The sequence below is a fragment of the Curtobacterium sp. RIT-PI-V genome (assembly GCF_025642935.1).
Taxonomy (GTDB): Bacteria; Actinomycetota; Actinomycetes; order Actinomycetales; family Microbacteriaceae; genus Curtobacterium.
Map to the genome: position 1 here is coordinate 64,075 of NZ_JANZKM010000009.1, position 24,302 is coordinate 88,376.

Below are 24,302 nucleotides of genomic sequence, written 5' to 3' on the forward strand. Positions count from 1 at the left end.
GGCGCGGCCCGCGACACTAGGATCTCCGTGATGTCTGCAAGCACGGTGGAGTCACCGCCCCGAGGGTCCCTGCGTTCCTCCCCCCGCCGCACGGCCGACCCCACACGGTGGGACATCCAGGGGCTCCGTGCGTTCGCGGTCCTCGCCGTCGTGCTCTACCACCTGTGGCCCGACCGGCTGCCGGGCGGTTTCGTCGGCGTCGACGTGTTCTTCGTGATCTCGGGCTTCCTGATCACCGGACACCTGCTCCGTGAGCTGACCACCACCGGCCGGATCGGGCTCGCCGGGTTCTGGTCGCGGCGGGCGAAGCGGCTGCTCCCCGGGGCCTTCCTCACGATCGCCGCGACGGGGACCGCCGTGCTGGTGTGGGTCCCGAGCGCGCTGTGGGGCCAGTACGGCCGTGAGCTCATCGCGTCGACGGTCTACGTGCAGAACTGGCAGCTGGCCGCCGACTCGGTCGACTACCTGGCTCAGGGCAACGAGGCGTCGCCCTTCCAGCACTTCTGGTCGCTGTCGGTCGAGGAACAGTTCTACATCGCCCTCCCGCTCCTGCTGCTCCTCGCGTTGTGGGTCGCTCGGCGTGTACGTCGGGACGGCGCCTCCCCGGCCGTCGTCGCGCAGGTGCTCCTCGGCGCCGTCGTGGTCCTGTCCCTGGCGTGGAGCATCGTCCAGACCCACACCGCCTCGGGCGTCGCGTACTTCTCGACGGCGACCCGGGCGTGGGAGTTCGCGCTCGGCGGGCTCGCGGCGACCATCCCGCTGGCAGCGCCGCGCACCGGACCGGCTCGGTCGGTGCGGGTCGTCGGGGCGTGGGTCGGCGCGGCCGGGCTCGTCGCGTCGCTCGTGCTGATCACCGGGTCCACGCCCTTCCCGGGCATCGCCGCCGCGCTGCCGGTCGTGTCGGCGACGCTCGTCGTGCTGTTCGGCGCGCACTCGGGGCTGCAGCGCATCGGCAGGATCACCCCCATCGGGTTCCTGGGCCGGATCTCGTACGCCGTCTACCTGTGGCACTGGCCCGCCGTCGTCATCCTGCCGATCGTGCTCCGCCACGAGCTCACGACCAAGGACAAGGTCGCGATCCTCGTCGGTGCCGTGCTCGTCGGTTCGGTCACCACGCTGTGCATCGAGGAGCCGCTCCGGTTCTCCGGATGGGTGCGGGCGCTGCGTCCGCGCCGGGTCGCGCTCTACGGCGCACTGAGCACCGTGCTCGTCGTGGCACTCGGTGCCGCCTCGCTGACGGCGCTGCACGTGCAGCAGATGCAGGCAGCCGAGTTCCAGCAGCGCCTGAGCACCGGCGACGTGCGCTGCTTCGGTGCCGCCGCCCTGATCTCGTCGTCCGACCCGTGCGTGAACCCCGCCCTTGCGGACGTGCGGGTGCCCGCGGCCGCGAACGCGCTCGACGACGACTCGAACCGCGGGGCGTGCTGGTCCAACGACTCGAGTGCGTTCAACGTCTGCGCGTTGGGCCCGAAGACCGGGTACACGGAGCACCTCATCGCGATCGGCGACTCGCACAACAACGTCTTCGTGGACACCTACGAGGCGATCGCGAAGGCGAACAACTGGCGCATCGACGTCGCGGGGCACCAGAGCTGCTACCTCACCACCGCGGTGCAGAAGGCGAACACGGAGAAGCAGGTCGACGACTGCACCGCCTGGAAGCAGAACGCGATGGCGTACCTGCGCGCGCACGGCGACCTGGACGGCGTGATCGTCACGCACTCGACCGGCAACGGTCCCATCGCCTCGGTGCCCGGGCAGTCGGACGGTGAGACCGTCGTCGACGGCATGGTCGCGGCGTGGCAGGCAGCGGCCGACGCCGGGATCCCGGTCCTGGCGCTCCGCGACAACCCGACCGCTCGGACCGACGTGGTGGCGTGCGTCGGCCAGATGTCGGGCCCGACGACGAGCGCGTGCGACTCGAGCCGCTCGTTCGGCCTCGGTCTGTTCGACGGCTCGGAGCAGGCCGCCGCCCGGATGCCCGGCAAGGCGCGGGTGATCGACCTGACGCAGTACTACTGCACCGACACCACCTGCCCGGCGGTCATCGGCGGCGTGCTCGTGCACCGGGACCGCACCCACCTGACGAACACCTTCGCGACGACCCTGGCGCCGTACCTCGGCGACGAGATCGCCCGCGCGCTCGCCGCCTTCCGCAATGACGGACGCGGATGACCACGTACCCTGACGTCGTGACGAACACCTGGCCGCTCTCGCGCGGGACCGTACCCGAGCGCGAGGCGTTCGCGTTCGGTGCGACGCTCCTCTTCGTCCTGTTCGCCGGTGACGCCTTCCCGAACACCCTGACCTGGTTCGGGGCCGCGGCGGTCTGGGCCCTCGTTGCGACGTGGGGCGTGACGATCCTGGTCCGGGCGAAGTCACCGCTGGTCCGGACGCCGTGGGCGCTCTGGTTCTTCCTCGCCTGGTGCCTGGTGTCCGTCGCCTGGTCGCACTGGCGCCCGGCGACGCTCGCGAGCATCGCCGCGCAGGTGATCTGCGCCGCGATGGCGTTCGCGCTCGCGTCGACCCTGACCTGGCGTCGGATCCTGGACGCGATGAGCCTCGCGTTCCGCTGGGTGCTGATGGGCTCGCTGCTGTTCGAGGCCGCGGTGGCCGTCGTCGTCCGGCACCCGATCGTCCCGGTCTGGACCGACTACGGCGACCGGGACATCCCCGACGCCTTCTACTTCTCCCGCGCCGAGCTGCTGACCGGCGGCCGCATCCAGGGGCTGCCGGGCAACGCGAACCTGCTGGCGATGGTCGCCCTGCTCGCCGCGATCGCCATCGCCCTGCAGTTCGCCGAGGGTCGGATGAGCCGGAACCGCTCCGTCGGCTGGCTGGTCGTGGCCGGTGCGGTCCTGGTACTCACCCGCTCGTCGACGGTCCTCGCCGCCGCGCTGGTCGTCGCCGCCGCACTGTTCGTCGCCCTCTGGATCCGTCGTGTCCCCACCGAACAGCGGACGCCGCGCTACCTGCTCGCCCTGGTCGGTGCGGTCGTCGTCGGCGTCGGCGCGTTCGCAGCGCGCGGGACCGTGTCGGAGCTCCTCGGCAAGGGCGCGGACGCGACGGGCCGCGGGGACATCTGGCAGCGCGTGCTCGAGCTGATCGGCCAGCACCCGGTCGTCGGCTGGGGCTGGATCGGGTACTGGTGGCCGGACATCCCGACGCTCGCCGACCTCGCGCACCGCAAGGGCGTGACGTACCTGCAGGCGCACGACGCGTACCTCGACGTGTGGATGCAGACCGGCATCATCGGGTTGGTCCTGTTCACCCTGTACGTCGTGACGACACTCGACCGGTCGTGGTCGTCCGCGACCAGGATCGGGTACGACGCCGCAGGGTTCCCCAGGTCGTTCGACCCGGTGTCGCTCCTGCCGCTCCTCGTCGTCGTGGCGCTGCTCGTGCAGTCCGTCGCCGAGTCGCGGTTGCTGTACCAGGGCAACTGGGTCCTGTTCGCGCTCATCGCGATCAAGTCCCGCATCGTCCTGGTCAGCGAGGAACCCCGGTCGGCCGGCGACGGCCCGCGCACCCCGCCCGCGCGGCGGGAGTGGCGGCTGCCGACCCTTCGCTGACCCCGGAGCACCCGGCGGTCACCGCTCGAGCAGCCTGGAGCACGGCACCTTGGCCGTCCACGGCGCCTTCCGGATCTCGACGTCCCGTGTCGGGTCGCCCGCGCACGCCGCGACCGCGCCGGGGACCTGCGTCGCCCAGACCGGGCCGTCGCTGCGTCGTGTTGCTCCCGGGGCCAGGTTGCCCACCACCGCGACGACCAGGACGGCGACCACGGACCAGCCCGCCAGCACGCGGACGAAGCGGAGGGCGCCCGCCGGCTGCGCCCCACGTCGTGACGGCCGTGCTCCCCGGTGCGCGGGACGTGCGTCGAGGAGCACGCTCGCCGCGACGACCACCGCTGCCAGCAGGAGCATCCCCGACGCCGCGGCGTACCGCAGCGCCGGGACCGCTGCGAGTGCCGGGATCGGGTGCGCCCACGCCTGGCCCTCTCCCCCGTTGGCGATCAGCGCAGCCCACCACACGCCGCCGGACACCACGGCGAGCGCGACGATCACCCAGCGTGCGCGCCACGTCCCGACGACGAGCGCGACCACGACCGTGGCGGCGACCAACAGGACGGGCACGAGCACGACGCCCCAGCCGTGGGTCACGACGGCGCGGACGGCAGCACCGACGTCCGGTGTCCAGATTCCCGCGACGGGCTGCAGCAGCCATCCGGCGACCACGTCGGTGAACGCCGGTCTGCCCGGCGGCTGCGATCGCTGGTCGGTGAGGGCGGCTCCCACCTGCGCACCGGTGCCGATCAGGGCGACGATCGTCACCGGGACCGCGCGTGGCCACGCCCGGTCGCCCGGACCGTTCCGCAGGGGGAACCACGCGAGGAGCAGGAGCGGGAGGAACAGCACGGTCTGCAGCTCGGTGAGGACCGCGAAGGCGGTCAGGACGGCGACCGTACCGGACGCCCACCACGTCCGCGCGCGGTACGCGAACAACCAGGGGGCGGCGAACAGCATGTACCAGTGCAGGTTCGCGGCGTTCCCGCTGATCTCGTGGGGCGCGAGCGGGAGCAGGGCAGGCGCCGCGGCGAGCAGGGCCCGGAGCGGCCACTGCGGCACGACGTCGCGTGCGAGCAGGAACACGGTCACGCCCACCGCGCCGACGACGACGCAGGCCCCGGCGGACAGTGCCCGGGCGTAGTCCTGGACGGGCAGGGCCCAGGCGACGTCGACGAGCAACCGGGGCACGAGGTGCAGGTACCCGGCGTAGGGGTGCAGCAGGGAGTCGACGGGGCCGAGGGCGATCCGTTCCCGGAGGAACAGGCCACCGTCCTCCGCCCACACGGTGCTGCGGGCCGTCGGCCCGAGCCGCCACCAGGCGAGCGCGGTCGTGGCGACGCCGACCAGGACCGCGGCGGCGGCGACGCGGAGGCCGTCGAGACGGCGGTGGATCGGGCTCGCAGGACGCTGCATGGTCCGTCGACGGTAGCCGGTTCATCGCTTATCAGCGATATCGACGCTCCGCGATGGCCCGGTACCGAGGTGCGTGCACCAAGATGGTGGGGTGACGGACGGACGGCTGACGAAGCGGGTGCGCGCGCGCCGCTACCTCTCCGCCTGGATCGGGTTCTCCGCTGGCGGGCGGTTCAGCCAGGCGCTCGCGACGGTGATCGTGCTCTTCGCGTTCGGCCAGCCCACCGTCGGGGCCGTGGTCGGGACTGCCGGCACGTGGGCGGTGCTCGTCACGCTGTTCGTGCTCGCCGGCCTGAGCCTGCTCGGGCAGCGGTACCGGATCGAGTGGCACGGGGTGCTGCCGCTGTCCCTGCTGGCGTTCGTCGGGTACTGCGCGCTGAGCGTGCTCTGGAGCGAGTACTCGTGGGTCGCGCTGCGGGGGCTCGTCGCCACCGTGTGCTTCATGGGCCTGGGGCTGTACCTGGCGCTCGGGCGCGACCTGGTCCAGGTGATCCGTGCCTCGGGTGATGCGTTCCGGATCCTCCTCGTGACCGCGCTCGGCCTCGAGGTGCTCTCCGGCCTCGTGCTCGACGTGCCGTTCCCGGCGTTCGGCATCCGCGGCGACATCGCCTACGGCGGACCGATCCAGGGCATCGGCGGCACCCGCAACTTCATGGGCTTCATCGCCGCCATGGCGCTCGTCACCTTCGTGGTCGAGTTCCTCACCCGCTCCGTCACGGTCTGGCGGGCCGTCGCCTCCACCGCCCTGGCCGTCATCTCCCTGATGCTCGTCCAGTCCCCCATCACCGGGCTCGCGATGATCGCCCTGGCCGTCACGGCGCTCGCGCTCTGGTCGCTCCGGCACGCCAGACCGGCCACGCGCCCGGTGGTGAACGGCGTCCTCGGCGCCGCCGTCCTGTTGGCCCTCGTCGTCGCGGTCCTCGCCCGCGGGCGACTGCTGGCCGAGATCGGGGCCGCCGGCGGCACCGCCACGCGCATCGACCTGTGGTCGCAGATCCGCGTGCTCACCGAGCGGTACCCGATCCAGGGCTGGGGATGGGTCGGCACCTGGCCGCGCGAAGCCGTGGTGCCCTACGTGACCCTGCTCGACCCGGCGGGGATGAGGTTCCCCTCAGGGCTCAACGCCTTCGTCGACGCCTGGCTGCAGATCGGGCTCGCCGGCACGATCATCCTGGGCGTGACGGCGCTCCTGGCGTTCGCGCGGGCCTGGGTGACCGCGACGACGTTCCCGGGGGTGGCGTACGTGTGGCCGGCCGCGGTGCTGGTGCTGCTGGCCGTCACGAGCACGGCGGAGAGCTACCTGCTGCACGGCGCGGGCCTGATGGTCTTCGTGACGGTGCTCGTGATCGCCGCCCGACGGCGCTCGTGGCGCCGACACCTGCCGCGCCCCTGAACCGCAGCACCGCACGCACCGAGTGGTCACGGACGCGTGGGACGACCCAACCGGCGCTGCAGGCCCCACTGGGTGACGCGGAGCATCGCCTCGAGGACGATCGACCGGCTCATCTTCGAGACCCCGTGCATGCGGTCGCGGAACCGGATCGGGACCTCGACGACGCGGCCGCCCAGGGCGTCCACCCGCAGGGTCATGTCGACCTGGAAGCAGTACCCCTTCGAGTCGATCGACCCGAGATCCATGCGGGCGATCGCCGGGGATCGGTAGACGCGGAACCCCGCGGTGATGTCACGGACGTCCAGACCGAGCACCAGCCGGGCGTACGCGTTGGCACCGCGGCTCAGGACCCGGCGGCGGAGCGGCCAGTCGACCACCGTCCCACCGGGGACCCACCGTGACCCGATCGCGAGCAGGACGTCGTCCGCGGACTCCACGGCGTCGATGAGCGCAGGCAGGCGGTCGGCAGGGTGCGACCCATCGGCGTCCATCTCGACGAGCAAGGGGTACCCGCGTTCGAGGCCCCAGCGGAACCCCGCGACGTAGGCGGTGCCGAGACCGGCCTTGCCGGCTCGCTGCAGCAGGTGCACCCGCCGGTCGTCGGCCGCGAGCGACCGCACGATGTCCCCGGTGCCGTCCGGGCTGCCGTCGTCGACGACGAGGACGTGTGCACGGGGCACGGCCGCCAGGACGGCTGCGACGACGGACCGGATGTTCTCGGCCTCGTCGTACGTCGGCACGACGACGAGGGCCGCTGCGTCCGTCGTCGTCACCGGCTCGTCAGGCGCCGCTTGATCTTGCCCGCGACACTGCGCGGGCCCTCGGTGCGGAAGTAGTGCACCGCGCGGCCGACGTCGTACCGGACGCCCGAGAGCTTCTTGCGCTCCGGCACCCGCACGCGCATCTGGTGCGCCTCGGCCACGGCCACCGTGTCCCGCACCGACTTGTCGGCGGCGCGGACGGGGTTCCGGCAGAACTCGACGAGCGGCGCGAGGACGTTCTCCCACGTGAACTGCTCGCGGATGCGGTCGACGTTGCCGATGTACTCGGCGCGCGCCTTCTTGTCGAACAGGGCCGTCTCGAGCGCGGCAGCGAGGGTGTCGACGTCCTGCTCGTGCACGGCGATTCCGAGCTTCTCGGCAGCGACGAGGTCACCGAACGAGTCACCGGCGGTCGTCACGATGGGCAGACGCGCCCACAGGTAGTCGAGGATCCGGGTCCGGAAGGAGAACGTCGTCTCGAGGTGCTCGTAGTGCGTCGAGACGCCGGCGTCGGCCTCGAGCAGGTAGGCGCCACGTTCCTCGTACGGGATCCACGCGTCGTTGAAGAACACGTTCTTGCCGGTGAGTCCCAGGGCATCGGCCTCGGCACGGACCTTCGCGACGATGTCCATCTCGGGCACGTCGGGGTTCGGGTGCTGCACGCCCATGAAGAAGAGCTTGACGGTCGGCTTTCGCTCGGCGAGCTGACCGATCGCCCGCACCAGCGTGATCGGGTCGAACCAGTCGTAGATGCCACCACCCCAGACGACGAGCTTGTCGTTCTTGCCGATGCCCGGCACGACTCCCTTGACCCGCGGCTGGTCGTGCACCGGCGGCGTCGAGGACAGGCCGAACGGCACGACACCGATGAGCGACCGGAGGTCGGGGTCGCGGGAGTACGTGCGGGCGTTCACCCGACCGGAGCCCGCGAGCTGCCCGAGCCAGAACATGCGCTGCCGCTCGGATGCGCAGATGAAGTAGTCACCGAGTTCGAGCTGGTGGTTGAGCGTGTCCGACGCATCGAGGATCTGCCGGTTCCACTGGTCGACGTCGTCGCTGCGGCCCTGCTCGAGCTGCTCGAGGTGCAGCGGGTCGTACACGTCGACCACCAGGATCTTGCGCGTCGACTCGAGGACGGGGAACAGGCGCAGCGCGTGACCCTGGACGATGATCACGTCGGCCCAGGCCTCGTGCTCGACCATCTGGCGCGGGTGACGGTGCGGGACCGTGACGACGTCGTACGACGGGTCGATCTGCGTCGAGCGGGTGAGGCTGATCACGCGCACGTCGTGCTCGTTCGCGAGCTGCTTCGCCATCTGGGTGGCGCGGATCGCCGGGCCGGCCATCTTCTCGCCGATGGAGTCACCGGTGACGATGAGGATCCGGCGGCGCGCACCGACCTCGAGCACCCCGAGCGAGTGCACGATCTTGTCGTAGCCGGCCAGGTAGTTCTCGATCGGGTACGCGGGCTCGTCGCGGTTGCCGAACAGGCGGAGGAGCTCGCGGTCGCTGCGGACCCGGCTCGCCTGGATCTCGCGGCGCGACTCGGTCATCGACGGCAGCTGCTCGACGAACTGGTCGACACCGTAGATCCCGGCCATGCTCGTCTTCGGGACCGGGATGGTCGGGACGCTGTCGTCGCCGGGGTTCCGCAGGTCGAGCGACGTGGAGTCGAGCTCGCCGCGGCCCACGGCTCGGCGGACCGCGAGCGCCAGCGACCCGGGCAGGGCCGCGGCGAGCTGCTCGTCGCCGAGGTTCTTGTAGAGCGTGAAGAGGGCGTTGCGCTCGAGCAGGTAGGTCTCACGGAAGTCGCCGAACTTGTTCATCGACGCGTGGTGCTTGTGGAACGCCACCGACTTCGGCTGGTACCGGAAACGCCAGCCGAGCAGGTTGAGGCGCCACCCGAGGTCGACGTCCTCGTAGAACATGAAGTAGCGGTCATCGAAGCCACCCAGCTGCTCGAAGAGCTCGGCGCGGATGAACATCGCGGCGCCGGTGCCGAACAGGACGTCGGTCTCGCTCTCCCACCGGCCGGTGTCCGGCGATCCGGCGAACGGCTTGTACCCCATGCCGTACCAGGTCATCGCGGCCTCGGTGAAGTCGATGTTCACGCCCTCCCAGTCGAGGACCTTCGACGCCACGGCACCGATGTCGGCGCCGGACGCGAACGTGGCCATCGCCTCGCGCACCCAGCCGGTGTCCGGGCGGGCGTCGTTGTTCAGGAACGCCACGATCTCGCCCGAGGAGTGCTCGACGCCCAGGTTGCAGCCGCCGGTGAAGCCGAGGTTCTGGCCGGAGTCGACGAAGGTGAAGTCGAGGTCCGAGGCCTTCAGCCGCCCGACGTGCTCGGCGCCCGAGCCGTTGTCGACGACGATGACCTCGAGCCGGTCCTGCGGCCAGTCCTGCTTGCGGAGCTCGGCGATGCTCGTCAGGGTGTCGTCGGTGCCCTTGTAGTTCACGAGGACGACGGAAACGACTCCTGGCTTGCGCTCTGTCACGACGAGTTCCTCCAGCTGCTGCCGCGCCTGCGGCACGGTTCGGTGATCCGGACGTCGGGGGTGCCCGGCGACCGACAACACCCTACAAGGCGCAGCACGGCGCTCGGCGGAGGTCGGGTGTGCTTCGTGCACAATGGCACCGTGATGCACCCCGCGATCCCGTCCTCCCCCGCCTCGTCCCCCCTCGCAGCCGAGTACGAGGCGATCGCCCGCGGCGACCACGCGACGGGGACCAGGGGAACGATCCGCTTCGCGGTGTCGACCGACGACCCGACCGAGGGCAAGGGCGACCTGTTCGTCGCCCTCGGTCTGTCCAGGGCGCTCCGGGCCGAGGGCTGGGGCGTGGACGTCTGGCCGATCCGGCGCTGGGCCGAGACCGTCCCCGAGGACACGACGGTGCTCGTCAGCATGATCGAGTCGTTCGTCCCCGGTCTCGTGCCGGCGAGGACCGCCACCGTCGCGTGGGTGCGGAACTGGACGGCGCAGTGGGCGTCGGTGCCGTACCTGGCCGAGTTCGACGCGGTGTGGGCGTCGTCGACGATCGCCCGCGACGAACTGGTCCGGGTGGTGGACGTACCGGTCGAGGTGGTGCCGATCGGGGTCGACCTCGACCTCTTCACCACCGACGCGGACGGGACGACGCCGCCGCCGCGGACCGACCGCACCGTCACGACGGTCAACTTCTGGGGAGCGCGCCGCGGTGTGCAGGACGTGCTGCAGCAGGTCGCCCCGCCCGAGCCGATCGTCTGGTTCGCCGCGAACGTCGAGCACGTCGACGCCGCCCCCGGTGTGGAGCTCCGACCGGCGGTGTCGTACTTCGCGCTGCCCGAGGTCTACCGCGCTGCCGCGTTCGTCGTCGACGACGTCATCGCACCCGCCGCGGAGTTCGGCACGCTCAACTCGCGGCTCTACGAGTCGCTGGCGTGCGGGGCGCTGCCGGTCACCTCCTGCGCCCTCGGCCTCGACGAACTCGGACTGGCCGACGTCCCCGTCTTCACCGACGCCCCGTCCCTGGAACGTGCGATCGCGATGCCCGCCGCCGAACGGGACGCCCTGGTCGCGCGGCTGGGCGCCGTCGTGCGGGAACGGCACTCCTACGCGGCCCGCGCCGTGCAGGTCGGCCCGTTGCTCGACGCGGCGACCTCGCACGCCGCGACACGGACCGGTGCCAGCGATCCGCTGCTGCGCTGGGCCGCGCAGCAGCGCGAGCTGCTGCGCTGGGCCGCGCAGCAGCGCGAGCTGCTCCGCGCGACCGAACAGGAGCGCGACGTGCACCGCGCGGGGGTCGAGGACATCAACCGGCGACTCATCGTGTCGGAAGAGGCGGTCGCCGTCCTCGACCGTGCGCGCAAGGACGCCGAACAGGCGCAGCACGACGCCGAGGCGGAACGCGACGCGATCGCGGCCCGGTACGACGCACTGACCCACTCGGCCGAGTTCCGGGCCCTCGACCGCCTCGGCGGCGTCGCCCGTGCGCTCCGCCGACGCGCCTGACCACGCCGGAGCAGCTTCGAGACCGGCCGCGCGCCCGGGACGGCGACGCAGACGGACGGGAGGGGCGCTGCCAGCTGGCAGCGCACCTCCCGTCCGTCTGGTGGCCCCGTTACGAGACGGTGACCGTCTTCGTGCCGAAGTCCTTGTAGACGCCGCCCGGGAGCTCCTGGTACCAGACGCGCACGGCGTGCTTGCCCGGCTTCACGCCGGTGAGCGTGACAGCGAGTCCGACGTCCGAGCCCCAACCCGGGTGGACCTTCTCGACGTCGGCGCGGACCGCGTCCGCCCTGCCCGCTGCCGCGCCGACACCGTCGACGTGGATCTTGTACCGGACCGGGTCGAACGTGTCGGGGTCGATGGCCCAACCCCTCACCGCGACCGTGCCCTTGCCGCCGGTCGCCGCGTCGTAGGCGCCGTACACGGCCCCGGTCTTCCCCGTCGGTGCGGGCACGGCGTCCTGGACCGTCACCCGCTGCGTGCCGAAGCTGACGTAGTTGCCGCTGGGCAGGTCCTGGTACCAGACCGTGACCGTGTGGCTGCCCGCGCTGACGCCCGTCAGCGTGACCGCGAGACCGACGTCGTTCCCCCAGCCGGGCTTCGCGGCGCCGATGTCCGTGCGGACCGCGTTCGCGCTGCCCGCCACGGCGCCGACACCGTCGAGGTGGATCTTGTACTTGACCGGGTCGTACCGGTCCGGGTCGATCGCCCAGCCCGTGAGCGCGACGGTGTTCGGGCCGGCGGTCGCCTTCTCGAACGCGCCGGTGACGGCACCGGTCTTGCCGGTCGCGCCGGACGACGGCGGGGCGGCCACCGTCACGGTCTTCGAGCCGGCGCTGACGTAGGTGCCGCTCGGCAGGTCCTGCCACCACACGGTGACCGTGTGCCGACCGGGCTCGACGTCGTCGAGGGTGGCCGTCAGACCGTGCGCGGAGCCCCACTTCGGGTACGACTTCGCGACGTCGCTCCGGGCTGCGCTCGCGCTGCCGGCCGCCGCGCCGACACCGTCGACGTGGATCTTGTACTTGACCGGCGCGAACGTGTCCGGGTCGATCGCCCACCCCTTCAGCGCGACCGAGCGGACGCCACCGGTGGCCGACTCGAAGGCGCCCTTCACCGCACCGGAGGCCCCGGTCGCCGCAGTGACGGTCACCGTCTTCGAGGCGACCTTGACCCAGGTCGCGCCCGGCTTGTCCTGGGTCCAGAGCGACACCGTGCGGGAACCGGCGGCGACGTCCTGGATCGACTTCGAGAACCCGACGGTGGAGCTGGCGCCCGGGTACTTCGCGGCGACGTCGGTGCGCACGACGTCGGCGGTCGCGGCGATCGCGCCGACGCCGTCCACCTGCACCTTGTACGCGGTGGCTGCGGACGAGTCACGGTCGAGCGCCCACCCGCTGACGGCGATGGAGCCGGTGCCGCCGGTGACGGTCTCGAGGCTGCCGACCGGGGCAGAGGCGGGCACGGTCACGTCCCCGCAGTTGAGCAGCGTGTTCGCACCCGCGCCGACGTTGATGCCGAACACGCAGACGTTGTGCTTGCCGGGTGCGATGCCCGAGAGCGTCGTCTGGAAGCCGTGCGCCGTGTTGTTCGCGCCGAGCGACGCGGCCAGGTCGGCTCGGACGACGTCGGCGCGGATCGACGCCTTGCCGACGCCGTCGACGTAGAACTGCGCCTTGATCGACTCGGTCGAGTCCGGGTCGGCCGTCCAGCCGCGCACCGTGATGGTGCCGCCGGCGGCGCCGCTCTGGGAGTCCACGCTCCCGATCGGCGACGACCCGCCCGTGGGCGATCCGAACCAGTCGGTGTACATGCGCCAGAAGTTGCGGTTGCCGTAGGCCGAGCAGGAGTCACCGGAACCGTAGAGGTTCGACATCGCGGCGCTGTTCGGGGTGTACGGCGTGTAGATGTACAGCGCTGCGGTCGCCTGGTTCTTGATGTTGACCGTCTTGCGGCCGCACGCGGCGTTCGGGTTGTACAGGATCGCGTTGTTGCGACCGGCCTGGTACGCCCACGACGTCGGCGAGGCCTGGTAGCGCTTGAACTGCAACGCCGCTGCGTACACCTGCTGGCCGAAGCCGTAGTACGCGGGGTCGCACGGAGCGGTGTCCGGGCACGCGAAGCCCGTGGCGTGCAGGTACATGTAGCTCGTCGGCGAGCTCGTCGCGACGATGCCCTGCTCCTTCTGCAACAGCACGAGCAGCACCTTCTGGCTGATCCCGCACGCGGCACCGACCTGCGCGATGATCGTCGCGGCCGACTTGCTGCCGCCCGGGATCGCCGAGCACCGGTTCGCGACGGCGCCGATGGCGCTCATGTTCTGCGTGAAGTTCTTCAGGCAGGCGGGGCCACCGGACCGCGGCGTGCAGTTCGGGGCGACGCTGTTCAGGAACGACTGCACAGCCGACCCGCTCATCGCGCCGCCGTTGTAGAAGTTGGCGTCGCTGATGATGTTGCCGGGGTCGAAGTTCGCCGCGACGGCGGCCGCCGCCGACTCCGTCGTGGTCCGCTCCGACACGATCGTGCCGATGGTCAGGCCGCTCACCGCGATCGCGAGTGCGGCGACCATGCCGAGCACCGAGCGCAGGGGACGGCGCCGATCGCCGTCGGTCAGGATGGAACGCATCACGGCACCTCCGCCGTCATCGGTTCGGACGTGGTCGACTTCGACCCGACCGAGTACTCGAGGGTGATGGACCAGGTCCCGGTGGACACCTGGCTCGCGGGGAACGACACCTGCGCGCAGTTCACCGAGGACGCACTCGCCTCGGCCTTGCTCGTCAGTGTGCGGGTGGTGCCGCCCTTGGCGGCGACGAACGTGCACGTGCCGGAGGTGTCCGTCGTGCCGGAGACCAGGCCGCCCGCCTGCAGGGTCTTGGTACCGGTGTCCCACCCGGAGAACGTCACGAGTGCCGTGGCCGGGAAGTCCGAGGGGTCGGTGTCGGGTTCGGGGGTCTGCCCGCTGCCGGGGAACGCCGTGGGCACGTCGTCGTCGGACGGCTCCGCACTCGAGGACGAGGACGCGGACGACGAGGGGACGGACGACGGACCCGTCGCGCTGGGCGAGGGGCTGACCGTGCGCGAGGGGCTCGACGAGGGGCCGGGATCGTCGCCGGCGGAGCACCCCGCCGTGAAGAGACTGAGAGCACCGACCACCGCGAGCGCAGCGATCGACCGTGGAGCAAGCTGCATGCTTTCGGGCCGTCCTGTGGTTGTTGACAAGGGTCCGGGTTGCGTCAACGGTAACCCGAAAGTGAAGGTTGAGGGTTGTTGTCGCGCACTTTCACCCCCGCACGGGGGCGGACGACGGGTGTCGTCCGGGAGACGGTGCGCGCCCCGACCTCAGCGGTCCAGTGAGTATGCTGTTCCGGTCCTGCCCCCACCGAACGAAGAGACGTATGGTCGATCAAGCCCGCATGGCGGCGCTCGCCAAGGAGCCCCTCGTCGTGATCGGCGCTCCGACGAGCGCTTTCCGAGGCACCTGGCGAGAACTCCGCGACGTCTTCGGACAGCGCGAGATGCTCGGGATGCTCATCCGCCGCGACCTGAAGGCGCGGTACAAGGACTCGGCACTCGGGTTCGTGTGGACGCTCGTGCGCCCACTGACCCAGCTGATGATCTACTACTTCGTGATGGGCAAGATCCTCGGCTCGTCACGAGCGATCGACAACTTCGCCATCTACGTCTTCACCGGCCTGACGGCCTACACGCTCTTCAGTGAGATCGTCGCCGGGTCGACCGGGTCGATCGTCGGCAACAGCGGGTTGATCAAGAAGGTCTACGTGCCACGCGAGGTCTTCCCCCTCGCCAGCGTCGGCGCGGCCCTGGTCAACTTCCTCATCCAGTTCGCGATCCTCATCGTCGCGACCATCGTGCTCGGGGTCTTCCCCTGGCACGAGGGGTTGATCTACCTCATCCCGTCGCTGCTGGTGATCCTGGTGTACGGCGCAGCGATCGGTCTCGTGCTGTCGGCGCTCAACGTGTACCTGCGCGACGTGCAGTTCGTCATCGACGTCGGGCTCATGGTGCTCCTCTGGGCGTCGCCGATCGTCTACTCGTACTCGATGGTCGTCGCCGAGCTGAAGGTGCAGTGGCTGCTGGCGATCTACACGAACAACCCGCTCACCCTGTCGGTGCTCGGACTCCAGAACGCGATCTGGATCCACCCGACCCCCGTCGACTACCCGCCGCACCTGATGATGCGGCTCGGGATCGCCCTCGTGATCGGGCTGTTCTGCCTCATCGGCGCGCAGCGGGTCTTCTCCCGCCTGCAGGGCAACTTCGCGCAGGAGCTCTAGACCATGGCCATCAGCACCCCCGTCGCCCCCTCGACGTCCGGCGCCACCGCCGAGCGCCCCGACGTCATCGTCATCGACCACGTCCGCAAGCGCTTCGTCGTCCGCAAGGACAACACCATCCGCGAACGGATCGTCACGCTCGGTCGCGCCGGCCGCAAGCACCGGCAGGACTTCTGGGCGCTCGACGACGTCACCGTGTCGATCCAGGCCGGCACCACCGTCGGGCTGATCGGCCAGAACGGATCCGGCAAGTCGACCCTGCTCAAGGCGATCGGCGGCATCATCCAGCCGACCTCCGGCACGGTGTCGCGCCGCGGGCGCCTGGCGGCCCTGCTCGAGCTCGGCGCCGGCTTCCACCCGGACCTGTCCGGCCGCGAGAACGTCTTCCTGAACGCGAGCCTGCTCGGCCTGACGCGCAAGGAGACCGAGGAGCGCTTCGACGACATCCTGGCGTTCTCGGGCATCGGCGACTTCATCGACACCCAGGTGAAGTTCTACTCGTCCGGCATGTACGTGCGACTCGCCTTCGCGGTCGCCGTGCACACCGACCCCGACGTCCTGCTGGTCGACGAGGTGCTCGCCGTCGGTGACGAGGCGTTCCAGCGCAAGTGCCTCGACCGCATCCGCTCGTTCCAGGAACAGGGCAAGACGATCATCATCGTCACGCACTCCCTCAGCCAGGTGCAGGACATGTGCGACCGCGTCGTGCTCCTGAACAAGGGCAAGGTCCTGCACGACGGCGACCCGATCGGTGCCGTCAGCCTGTTCCGCGACGTGCTCGAGGAACGTCGTGCCGGCGAGCTCAGCGCCGACGTCGCGGTCGGTCGCGGCACCGTGCTGCAGGCGTCGGTGCACGCCGACGGCAAGGGACCGCGCGACGGGGTCACCCCCGGCGACGACCTGCTGGTCGACATGGAGTTCGAGCACCTCGACGGTGTCGAGGACTGGGAAGCAGCCGTCCAGGTCAACAACACGTCCGGCCAGGTCGTCTACGGCACCACGACCGGCATCATGGGCATCCACCTCGAGCCCCTGCACGGCCGCAGGAAGCTCCGCCTGCGGATCGCGGACACGAACTTCGGCACCGGCAAGTACTTCATCAACGTCTCGATGATGGACTCGGCCGGCCGGCACCTGCACGACCTGCCCGAGTGCGACTCGTTCGAGGTCCCCTCGTTCGGTGACGCGGTCGGCAGCGTCTACGCGAAGCCCTCCATCGAGGAGCTCGACTGACGCCCGTCGACGATGCGTCCCGCACCGCGGTCGTCGTCGTCAACTGGGAACGCGCGGACCTGACGACCGCGGCCGTCCGCGCCGTGATCGCCGAGGGCGCGGCCGACCAGGTGGTCGTCGTCGACAACGGGTCGTCGGACGACTCCCTCGCCGTGCTCCGTCGCGACCTGCTGGGTGTCACCGTGATCGCGCGGCAGCACAACGGCGGGTTCGCGGCCGGCGCGAACACCGGCATCCGGCACGCGGACGCCGACGTCGTCGTCCTGCTCAACAACGACGCCGTCCCGGCGCCGGGCTTCGTCCGGGCGCTCCGCGACCACCTGGCGCAGGCGGGGCCCGACGTCGCGGCCGTGACGGGCCGCATCGTGCTCGCCGGACGCTGGACGGGCCTCCCGGTCGGCGCGACACCGGCTCACGACCAGCGCGTGCTGCGTGACCACGACGGCCGCCCCTGGACGCCGTCGGCGGACGGCGAGGTCCGCCTGAACTCGACCGGCGTGCGCGTCGACCGCGACGGCAACGGCATGGACCGCGACTGGTTCGCGCCCGTCGACCGGGTCGCCGACGTCGACGTCTTCGGGTTCTCCGGCGGGGCCTCCGCCCTGCGCCGGAGCGCCCTCGACGACGTCGGTCTGCTCGACGAGTCGCTCTTCATGTACTACGAGGACACCGAACTCGCCTGGCGACTCCGCCGACGCGGCTGGCGCGTGGAACACGCGGCCGACGCCGTCGTCGAGCACGACCACTCGGCGTCCTCCGGGGTGCAGAGCGACCTGTTCCTGTTCCGCAACGCGCGGAACCGGATGGTCGTCGCGCTCTGGCACGCGCCGTGGGCCACCGTCCTGCGGGCGAGCGCCCGCACCCTCTTCCGCGGCCTGCGCGGACTGCTCGCCGCTCCTACCCGACGGGAGGCCCGGCTCGTCCTGGCAGCGTTCGCGGACGTCGTCGGGGCGCTCCCGTCGCACCTCGCGCGGCGGCTCCGCGAGTCGCGGCGCGCGTCCGTCCCGCGCCGCAGCGTGGACCCGGGCGCATGAGCGCGGAGGGCTATCCTGGTCTCTCCCGAGCCCACTCCCACTCCCCCGCCGACGGTCCCGACCACGGCGGCCCCGTCCGGAAGGACCCACGCGTGCCGCAGCTCACCGTCCTCGTCGACGGGACCGCGGTACCGCGTGAACTCGGTGGTGTGGGCCGCTACGTCGAGGGGGTCGTGTCGCACCTGACCGACCCGGCGCTCGACGTCCACCTGGTGGTCCGACCGGTGCACGCTTCGCACTTCGCCGCCGTCGCGCCGCACGCGACCGTGCACACCGCGCCGGGCTGGACCGACTCGGTGCCGCTCCGGTTCCTGTGGGAGCAGACCGGGCTGCCGGCGCTCGGCCGCCGCCTCGGCGCGAACGTGCTGCACTCCCCGCACTACACGTTCCCGTTCGCGTGGCGCGGCGGATCGGTCGTCACGCTGCACGACGCCACGTTCTTCTCGAACCCCGAGTGGCACTCCCGCCTGAAGCGCACGTTCTTCACCTGGTGGAGCCGTCGGTCGCTGCGCTCGCGCCCGGTCGTCATCGTGCCGAGCGCGGCCACCGCGACCGAGGCCGCACGCGTCGTGAGCGGCATCCGCACCGACGTCCGGGTCGCACCGCTCGGGGTCGACCGCGCCGTGTTCCACGAGCCGTCCACGGCCGAGGTCGAGGACGCCCGGATCGCCGCGACGCTGCCGGAGGGCGCGCCCTGGATCGCGTTCCTCGGCACGATCGAACCGCGGAAGAACGTCACCGCACTGCTCGACGCCTACGCCGCGGTGCGCTCCGCGCGGACGACGGCGGGCGCCGACACGCCGTGGCTGGTGCTCTCCGGGGCTCGGGGGTGGGACGAGTCCGCGATCACCCGGCTCGACGCCCTGCAGCCCGACGACTGCGTGATCGAGGCCGGGTACCTGCCCCTCGAGGACCTGGCGGGCTACCTCGGCGGCGCGGAGTTCGTCGTCTACCCGTCCCTCGGCGAGGGCTTCGGCCTGCCGGTGGTCGAGGCGATGGCCTCCGGTGCGTGCGTCCTGACCACCCGGCGGTTGTCGCTGCCCGAGGTCGGCGGTGACGCAGCCGTGTACACCGAGCCGTCGGCGCCCGCACTGGCCGACGCGATGGCCGCGCTGCTCGACGATCCCGCACTCGTGGCGTCGCACCGGACGGCGGCGCTGGCGCGTGCGGCCGCGTTCACGTGGGAGGCCACGGCGGCCGTGCACGTCGCGGCGTACTCGGACGTGGCCCGGGTCGCTCCGGTCGGGGGTCTCCGGTGATCCGCGTCGCGGTGCTGACGGTCACCTACAACACCGGCGAGACCATCCGACCGTTCCTGGCGAGCGTCGCAGCGGCGTCGTCGGAGCCCGTCGCCGTGGTGATCGCGGACAACGGCTCGACCGACATCGACGCGCTGCGGGCGATCGGCGAGTCCTACGGTGCCGTCGTGGTGTCCTCCGGGGGCAACCGCGGCTACGGCGGGGGCATCGACGCCGCGCTGAGCGCCCTCGACGACGTCCTGCCCGACGTCCGCCCCGAGTTCCTGCTCGTCACGAACCCCGACGTCGTGCTCGCACCGGGCTCCGTCGACGAGCTCGTGCGCGCCGCCGACCGGCTCCCGTCCGGCGGGTCGTTCGGACCGCGGATCCTCGACGAGCAGGGCGAGACGTACCCGTCCGCCCGCCAGCTGCCGTCGCTCCGGACCGGGCTCGGCCACGCGGCCTTCTCGCGGTTCTGGCCCGCCAACCCGTGGAGCCAGCGGTACTGGTCCACGACGCAGGTGGTCGAGCGCGAGGCCGGCTGGCTGTCCGGCGCGTGCTTCCTCATCCGCACCGACCTGTTCCGGCAGCTCGAGGGGTTCGACGAGTCGTACTTCATGTACTTCGAGGACGTCGACCTCGGCCAGCGCGTCGGTCGCTCCGGTCGTGCGAACGTGTACGTGCCGAGCGCCGTGGTCACGCACACCGGCGCGCACTCGACGTCGTCGAACCGGCGCCGGATGGAGATCGAGCACCACCGCAGCGCGTACCGGTTCCTGTCGCGGAAGTACCGGGCGTGGTGGCTCTGGCCGCTCCGCGCCGTCCTGCACGCGGGCCTGTCCGTCCGCGCCCGCTGGGTGACTCGGAAGTGATCACCCCCGGTGTCGCCGAGGTGACCGCCGGACGCCCGTAAGATGAACGGGCCGTGAACGGAAGGACACCATGGCCCCGCACCGCGTGCGCTCCAGCAGCGCACTGACCTACCGCTTCTACGGCATCCTCGACGTCGTCCTCCACTCGGAACACGCCGGCTGGCGTCGGTACTTCGACAACGAGTACGCGCGCATCTCGGACGACGGCACCACGACGACGGCGTCGCTCCGCGTCGACGTGCACGTCACCAAGCGGCCACCGAAGCCGGAGCCCGGCGACATCGTGCGCACCGATCGCTTCAAGGGCCTGTTCCGCTACTCGTACATCGTCCGGGGCATCGACACCGACCACGTCTCGATCTGGTTCCGCCACCACCCGGTCGACCGCGTCTACATGAACGCCATCGGTGTGTACCTGCAGGCGCAGGTGCTCGAGCCGATCGTCTACGCGAAGCTCCTCGAAGAAGACGTCCTGCTCCTGCACGCGGGTGGGGTCGCGTCGACCGAGAAGGGCTTCCTGCTGCCCGCGTACGGCGGCACCGGCAAGACGACGCTCTCGATGTCCCTGATGGCGGCCGGCTACAAGCTGCTCGGCGACGACCTGCTGTTCGTCGAGCTCGCCACCGGCCGCGTGCACCCGTACGCGCGGCCCCTGCACGTCTTCACGTACAACATCCGCAACCTCGTGAACGCGCGGATCCCCACGAAGTACCAGGTCGCCGTCTACACCAAGAACGTCCTGCGGTGGGTGCTCGAGCGCGTGCTGCGGCGCGAGTTCCTCATCTCGACACGGATCCACGCGGACGAGCTCTACTCGGGCGACGTGTTCGCACACGCCGTCCCGTACACGGCCATCGGGTTCCTCCGGAAGACCGGACCCGCGGTCGAGCAGGTCCGGATCACGGCGGAGAACGTCGACGAGCTCGCCGACGCGATCGCCGCGTCCGAGGACCTGAACGACAGCATGCTCGCGATCCTCGGTGACGACGCCGACCGGTCTGCGGCGTTCGTGGCGCTCGAGCACGACGTCATCGTCCGCCTGCTCTCGCAGTTCGACCGTCTGCTCTACGTCAACACCCGTGCGATGGACCTCGCACACCCCGACCAGCTCGTCGCCGAGCTCGAGCGCGGGTCCTTGGCGAGCGCGTGAGCGTCGACTGACCCGCAGTGCTCCCGGACGATCAGTCCGCGCCGCGGAGCCGCCGGAGACCGGCCGACGCGGCGTCGAGCAACACGCGCGCCCGGGCGTCGAACGAGTGGTCGGCGGCGACCAGGGCGGCCACGCGGACGCGCTCGGCGGCGGACGGCCACGCACGGTCCGGCGCGAGGAGCGCCGCCAGGTCGCCACGGTCCCGCGCGACCGCGAGCGTCGGGACGTCGAGGACGTCGGTGATCCCCTGCACCGGGTCGGTGACGACGACCCCGCCGGCGGCGAGGACGTCGAACACCCGGTTGGACACGAACCCGCCGGCCGCCATGTCGTCCCAGTGGTCGTTGAGCACCACCCTCGCCGAGGCGTAGGCGGTCGCCACCTCGGTGCGCGCCAGTGACGGTTCGCCGAGCGAACCGGCCGGCACCAGACCGTCCCATCCCGGGCCGTGCACGCGGAGGTCCGCGCCGAGCGCCACGGCATCCGCCACGAGGGGCCGGACCACACCGCGGGTCGACCCGACGAACACGACGCGACCGGCGTCCGGACCGTGCGCCGGGACCGGTCGGAACACGGCTGGGTCGGTCGCCTGCAGCAGCGGGGCGACCGGCACACCGGAGCGTGCGGACGCCGCCGCCGCCCACGCTGGGCCGGCCGCGAACACCCGGTCGAACGACCGCAACTCGGTGTCCGCCACGTCGTCGGGGTGGCTGATCACCCAGAGCAGGTTGACCGACGCGGGGTTCGGCGGCACGCGGTCGAGCCCACGGATCACCAGCGTCACGTCGTCCGCGGCGTCGTCGTCCCGCACGTGCGCGTCGCGTCGGTCGATCCGGACGCGCTGTCCGAGCCGTTCGAGCGCGCCCGCCAGCTCGGCCGCGAAGTGGACGTCGCCCCAGCCGTCGCCCCCGGGTCCGGCCGGCGCGGCGATCTTCAGCGACCAGACGAGGGCCCCGGTGCCGCTGGCCGATCGGGTCGTCGGCGACACGGGGCGTGCCCCCCACGGCGGCAGCGGCGGCCCGGCCACGACGTGCCCTGCCTCCGGCGCGCGGTCGCGCCACACGCTGAACGCGTCGACGGTCGCGGCGTCGACCGTGCGACCGGGTTCCACCGAGCGGCCCGTCGCAGCGACCACGCGCACCGGCCCGCCGTGCGCGTCCGCGACCGCGCGGGTCCAGGCCGTCAGCGTCATGCGTTCGTCCGGGAGGCACGGTGCCGGTACCACGGACGAGCCCGGCACCGCGAGCACCGGCTGGTCCGCCGCGAACACGGTGTCGACGTCGGCGCTGCTCCCCGACCACGGCAGGGCACCCGGGCGGAGGAGACGAGCGCCGGACCGGACCGAGCCGTCCGGCAGCAGCACCCGGGCCTGGGCGACCGAGTCGGCCGTCGCGAGCGTCCGGAGCCCCTCGGCGTCGATCGTCACCGAGGTGTCGAGCAGCACCAGCGTCCGCCCCACACCGGCGGCGACCCCGGTGTTGATCGCCGAGCCGATGCCGTCCACGGGTTCCTGCCGCACCCACGGCAGTCCGGGGTCGAACGGGTCACGCGGCGAGGCGTCGGCGACGTAGCTCACCGCGCGGACGTCGGCAGCGGGGCCGAAGGCCTCGAGGGCAACGGCGACCAGGCGGTCGACCTCGCCGTGCCGGTCGGACCGGGTCGCGACGAGGACCGTCACGTCGCGGTCCAGGTGCGGCAGCGGGCCGTCGAAGCCGGCCACGCGGACGACGGCGGCCGTCGGCGCGGGCGCTGGACGGGGATCCCGGTCGGGCTGGACGGCCGGCGTCGTGCCGCGACGACGACGACCGAACCAACCAGGACCGGGGGTCACGGGCGGGTCAGGAGCCGAGCAGACGCTGGAGGTAGACGCCGTAGCCGCCCTTGACGAGCGGCGCGGCCAGCTCGGCGAGCTGCGCGTCGTCGATCCAGCCGTTGCGCCAGGCGATCTCCTCGATGCACCCGATCTTGAAGCCCTGACGGTCCTCGATGACCTTCACGTACTCGGACGCCTGCATCATCGACTCGAACGTGCCGGTGTCGAGCCACGCAGTGCCGCGGTCGAGGACCTGGACGCCGAGCTCGCCGGCTTCGAGGTACCGCTCGTTGACGGTCGAGATCTCGAGTTCGCCTCGGGCGCTCGGCTCGATCGTCTTCGCGATCTCGATGACCTTGTTGTCGTAGAAGTACAGACCGGGGACGGCGTAGTTCGACTTCGGCTCGGCTGGCTTCTCCTCGATGGAGACGGCCGAGAAGTCGTCGTCGAACTCGACGACGCCGTACGCCTTCGGGTCGGCCACGTGGTACGCGAAGATCGTCGCACCCGCGACCTCGGTGTTCTTCTTCAGGCTCGTGCCGAGGCCGGTGCCGTGGAAGATGTTGTCGCCGAGGACGAGGGCGACGCTGTCGTCACCGATGAAGTCCTCGCCGATGACGAACGCCTGCGCGAGCCCGTCCGGGGACGGCTGCACGGCGTACTGGATCTCCATGCCGAGGGCGGAGCCGTCGCCGAGCAGGGCCTTGAACTGCTCGTTGTACTCCGGCGTCGTGATGACGAGCACTTCGCGGATGCCGGCCATCATGAGCGTCGACAGCGGGTAGTAGACCATCGGCTTGTCGTAGATCGGCATGAGCTGCTTGCTGATGCCCTTGGTGATCGGCCAGAGGCGCGTGCCGGATCCACCGGCGAGGATGATGCCCTTCATCGGGATCGCTTCCTTACTTCGTTACTTCGTCGTGCGGAGGGACTCGGTGTAGGCGACGCACTCGTCGTACGTCGGCAGCAGACCGGCGGCCGCGGCTGCCTCGAGCGTCGGGGCGCTGGTGTCCTTCTCGGACAGCACCGGGTCGCCGATGCCGTCCGGCAGTGTGAGGCCCACGGTCGGGTCGAGGATCGTGATCCCCTTCTCGCGCTCGGGGTCGTAGTGCGCGCTGACCAGGTAGTTCACGGTCGACTGGTCCTCGAGCGCGACGATCGCGTGGCCGAGGCCCTCGGACAGGTACACGGCCTTGCGGTCGACGTCGTCGATGCGGACCGAGTCCCACTGCCCGAACGTCGGCGAACCGACGCGGATGTCGACGATGTAGTCGATGAAGGCGCCGCGGACGGCGGTCACGTACTTCGCCTGGCTCGGGGCGACGAGGGCGTAGTGGATCCCGCGGGCGACGCCGGCCGACGAGATGGACATGTTCACCTGGCGGAGGTCCAGCGGGTGGCCGACCGTCTCTTCGAGGACGTCGGCGCGGTACGCCTCGAGGAAGGCTCCTCGTGCGTCGCCGTGCTGGACGGGCGTGAACTCCCACGCGCCGGGGATCTTGAGTTCGCGGATCTGCACTGCTGCACCCTACCAAGCCG

The 24,302-nt window shown here is 71.3% G+C and carries 18 protein-coding genes; 10 read left to right on the forward strand and 8 right to left on the reverse strand.

The window, feature by feature from the left end; translation table 11 throughout:
- The first annotated feature begins 30 nt into the window (after positions 1-30).
- Both OGL88_RS07885 and OGL88_RS18010 read left to right on the forward strand, forming a co-directional pair.
- Entirely contained in the window at positions 31-2,175 is a 2,145-nt protein-coding gene (locus OGL88_RS07885) for an acyltransferase family protein (protein WP_263091011.1), read from the forward strand.
- Between the two features lie 17 nt (positions 2,176-2,192).
- Positions 2,193-3,572, forward strand: a complete 1,380-nt coding sequence (locus OGL88_RS18010) for an O-antigen ligase family protein (protein ID WP_263091013.1) — start codon at positions 2,193-2,195, stop codon at positions 3,570-3,572.
- Positions 3,573-3,590: 18 nt separating this feature from the next.
- On the opposite strand, the gene OGL88_RS07895 is transcribed toward OGL88_RS18010, so the two are convergent.
- Positions 3,591-4,982: a hypothetical protein gene (locus OGL88_RS07895; protein WP_263091015.1), complete on the reverse strand. Its 1,392-nt coding sequence runs from the start codon at positions 4,980-4,982 to the stop codon at positions 3,591-3,593.
- Between the two features lie 91 nt (positions 4,983-5,073).
- Here OGL88_RS07895 and OGL88_RS07900 point away from each other — a divergent pair, with 91 nt between their 5' ends.
- Positions 5,074-6,375, forward strand: a complete 1,302-nt coding sequence (locus tag OGL88_RS07900) for an exopolysaccharide production protein (RefSeq protein WP_263091017.1) — start codon at positions 5,074-5,076, stop codon at positions 6,373-6,375.
- A 26-nt stretch (positions 6,376-6,401) separates the two neighbouring features.
- Here OGL88_RS07900 and OGL88_RS07905 read toward each other — a convergent pair whose 3' ends face one another.
- Together OGL88_RS07905 and OGL88_RS07910 are read right to left on the reverse strand one after the other, a co-directional pair.
- On the reverse strand, positions 6,402-7,148 hold the full coding sequence (locus OGL88_RS07905) for a polyprenol monophosphomannose synthase (RefSeq protein WP_263091019.1): 747 nt from the start codon (positions 7,146-7,148) through the stop codon (positions 6,402-6,404).
- On the reverse strand, positions 7,145-9,856 hold the full coding sequence (locus tag OGL88_RS07910; RefSeq protein ID WP_374114434.1) for a glycosyltransferase: 2,712 nt from the start codon (positions 9,854-9,856) through the stop codon (positions 7,145-7,147). The genes OGL88_RS07905 and OGL88_RS07910 overlap by 4 nt, the downstream gene beginning before the upstream one ends.
- Between OGL88_RS07910 and OGL88_RS07915 the strand changes: the two genes are divergently transcribed.
- Positions 9,779-11,128 (forward strand): glycosyltransferase family protein, encoded by a 1,350-nt coding sequence (locus tag OGL88_RS07915; protein ID WP_374114435.1) that lies wholly within the window; start codon positions 9,779-9,781, stop codon positions 11,126-11,128. The genes OGL88_RS07910 and OGL88_RS07915 overlap by 78 nt on opposite strands.
- 109 nt (positions 11,129-11,237) lie before the next feature.
- Here OGL88_RS07915 and OGL88_RS07920 read toward each other — a convergent pair whose 3' ends face one another.
- Positions 11,238-13,751: a hypothetical protein gene (locus OGL88_RS07920; protein ID WP_263091025.1), complete on the reverse strand. Its 2,514-nt coding sequence runs from the start codon at positions 13,749-13,751 to the stop codon at positions 11,238-11,240.
- The gene (locus OGL88_RS07925) at positions 13,751-14,317 is read right to left on the reverse strand and encodes a hypothetical protein (RefSeq protein ID WP_263091027.1); all 567 of its coding nucleotides are present in this window, start codon (positions 14,315-14,317) and stop codon (positions 13,751-13,753) included. Before OGL88_RS07925 ends, OGL88_RS07920 begins: the two co-directional genes overlap by 1 nt.
- 206 nt (positions 14,318-14,523) lie before the next feature.
- Here OGL88_RS07925 and OGL88_RS07930 point away from each other — a divergent pair, with 206 nt between their 5' ends.
- From OGL88_RS07930 to OGL88_RS07955, 6 genes are all read left to right on the forward strand, one after another.
- Positions 14,524-15,423, forward strand: coding sequence for an ABC transporter permease (locus OGL88_RS07930; protein ID WP_263091029.1), 900 nt, complete (start codon positions 14,524-14,526; stop codon positions 15,421-15,423).
- A gap of 3 nt (positions 15,424-15,426) precedes the next feature.
- A complete protein-coding gene (locus tag OGL88_RS07935; RefSeq protein ID WP_263091031.1) occupies positions 15,427-16,656 on the forward strand; it encodes an ABC transporter ATP-binding protein in 1,230 nt (409 codons plus the stop codon).
- Positions 16,653-17,690, forward strand: a complete 1,038-nt coding sequence (locus OGL88_RS07940; RefSeq protein ID WP_263091071.1) for a glycosyltransferase family 2 protein — start codon at positions 16,653-16,655, stop codon at positions 17,688-17,690. The genes OGL88_RS07935 and OGL88_RS07940 overlap by 4 nt, the downstream gene beginning before the upstream one ends.
- A 92-nt stretch (positions 17,691-17,782) precedes the next feature.
- On the forward strand, positions 17,783-18,949 hold the full coding sequence (locus OGL88_RS07945) for a glycosyltransferase family 4 protein (RefSeq protein ID WP_263091032.1): 1,167 nt from the start codon (positions 17,783-17,785) through the stop codon (positions 18,947-18,949).
- A complete protein-coding gene (locus tag OGL88_RS07950) occupies positions 18,946-19,800 on the forward strand; it encodes a glycosyltransferase family 2 protein (protein ID WP_263091034.1) in 855 nt (284 codons plus the stop codon). The genes OGL88_RS07945 and OGL88_RS07950 overlap by 4 nt, the downstream gene beginning before the upstream one ends.
- 70 nt (positions 19,801-19,870) lie before the next feature.
- Positions 19,871-20,950, forward strand: coding sequence for a hypothetical protein (locus OGL88_RS07955; protein ID WP_263091036.1), 1,080 nt, complete (start codon positions 19,871-19,873; stop codon positions 20,948-20,950).
- A gap of 31 nt (positions 20,951-20,981) precedes the next feature.
- Here OGL88_RS07955 and OGL88_RS07960 read toward each other — a convergent pair whose 3' ends face one another.
- The 3 genes from OGL88_RS07960 to OGL88_RS07970 all read right to left on the reverse strand — a co-directional run bounded on the left by OGL88_RS07960 (position 20,982) and on the right by OGL88_RS07970 (position 24,282).
- Positions 20,982-22,670: a glycosyltransferase family protein gene (locus OGL88_RS07960; RefSeq protein ID WP_263091038.1), complete on the reverse strand. Its 1,689-nt coding sequence runs from the start codon at positions 22,668-22,670 to the stop codon at positions 20,982-20,984.
- A 118-nt stretch (positions 22,671-22,788) separates the two neighbouring features.
- Positions 22,789-23,652: a glucose-1-phosphate thymidylyltransferase RfbA gene (gene rfbA, locus OGL88_RS07965; RefSeq protein WP_159573661.1), complete on the reverse strand. Its 864-nt coding sequence runs from the start codon at positions 23,650-23,652 to the stop codon at positions 22,789-22,791.
- 21 nt (positions 23,653-23,673) lie between these two features.
- Positions 23,674-24,282, reverse strand: a complete 609-nt coding sequence (locus OGL88_RS07970) for a dTDP-4-dehydrorhamnose 3,5-epimerase family protein (RefSeq protein WP_263091040.1) — start codon at positions 24,280-24,282, stop codon at positions 23,674-23,676.
- Positions 24,283-24,302 lie beyond the last annotated feature (20 nt).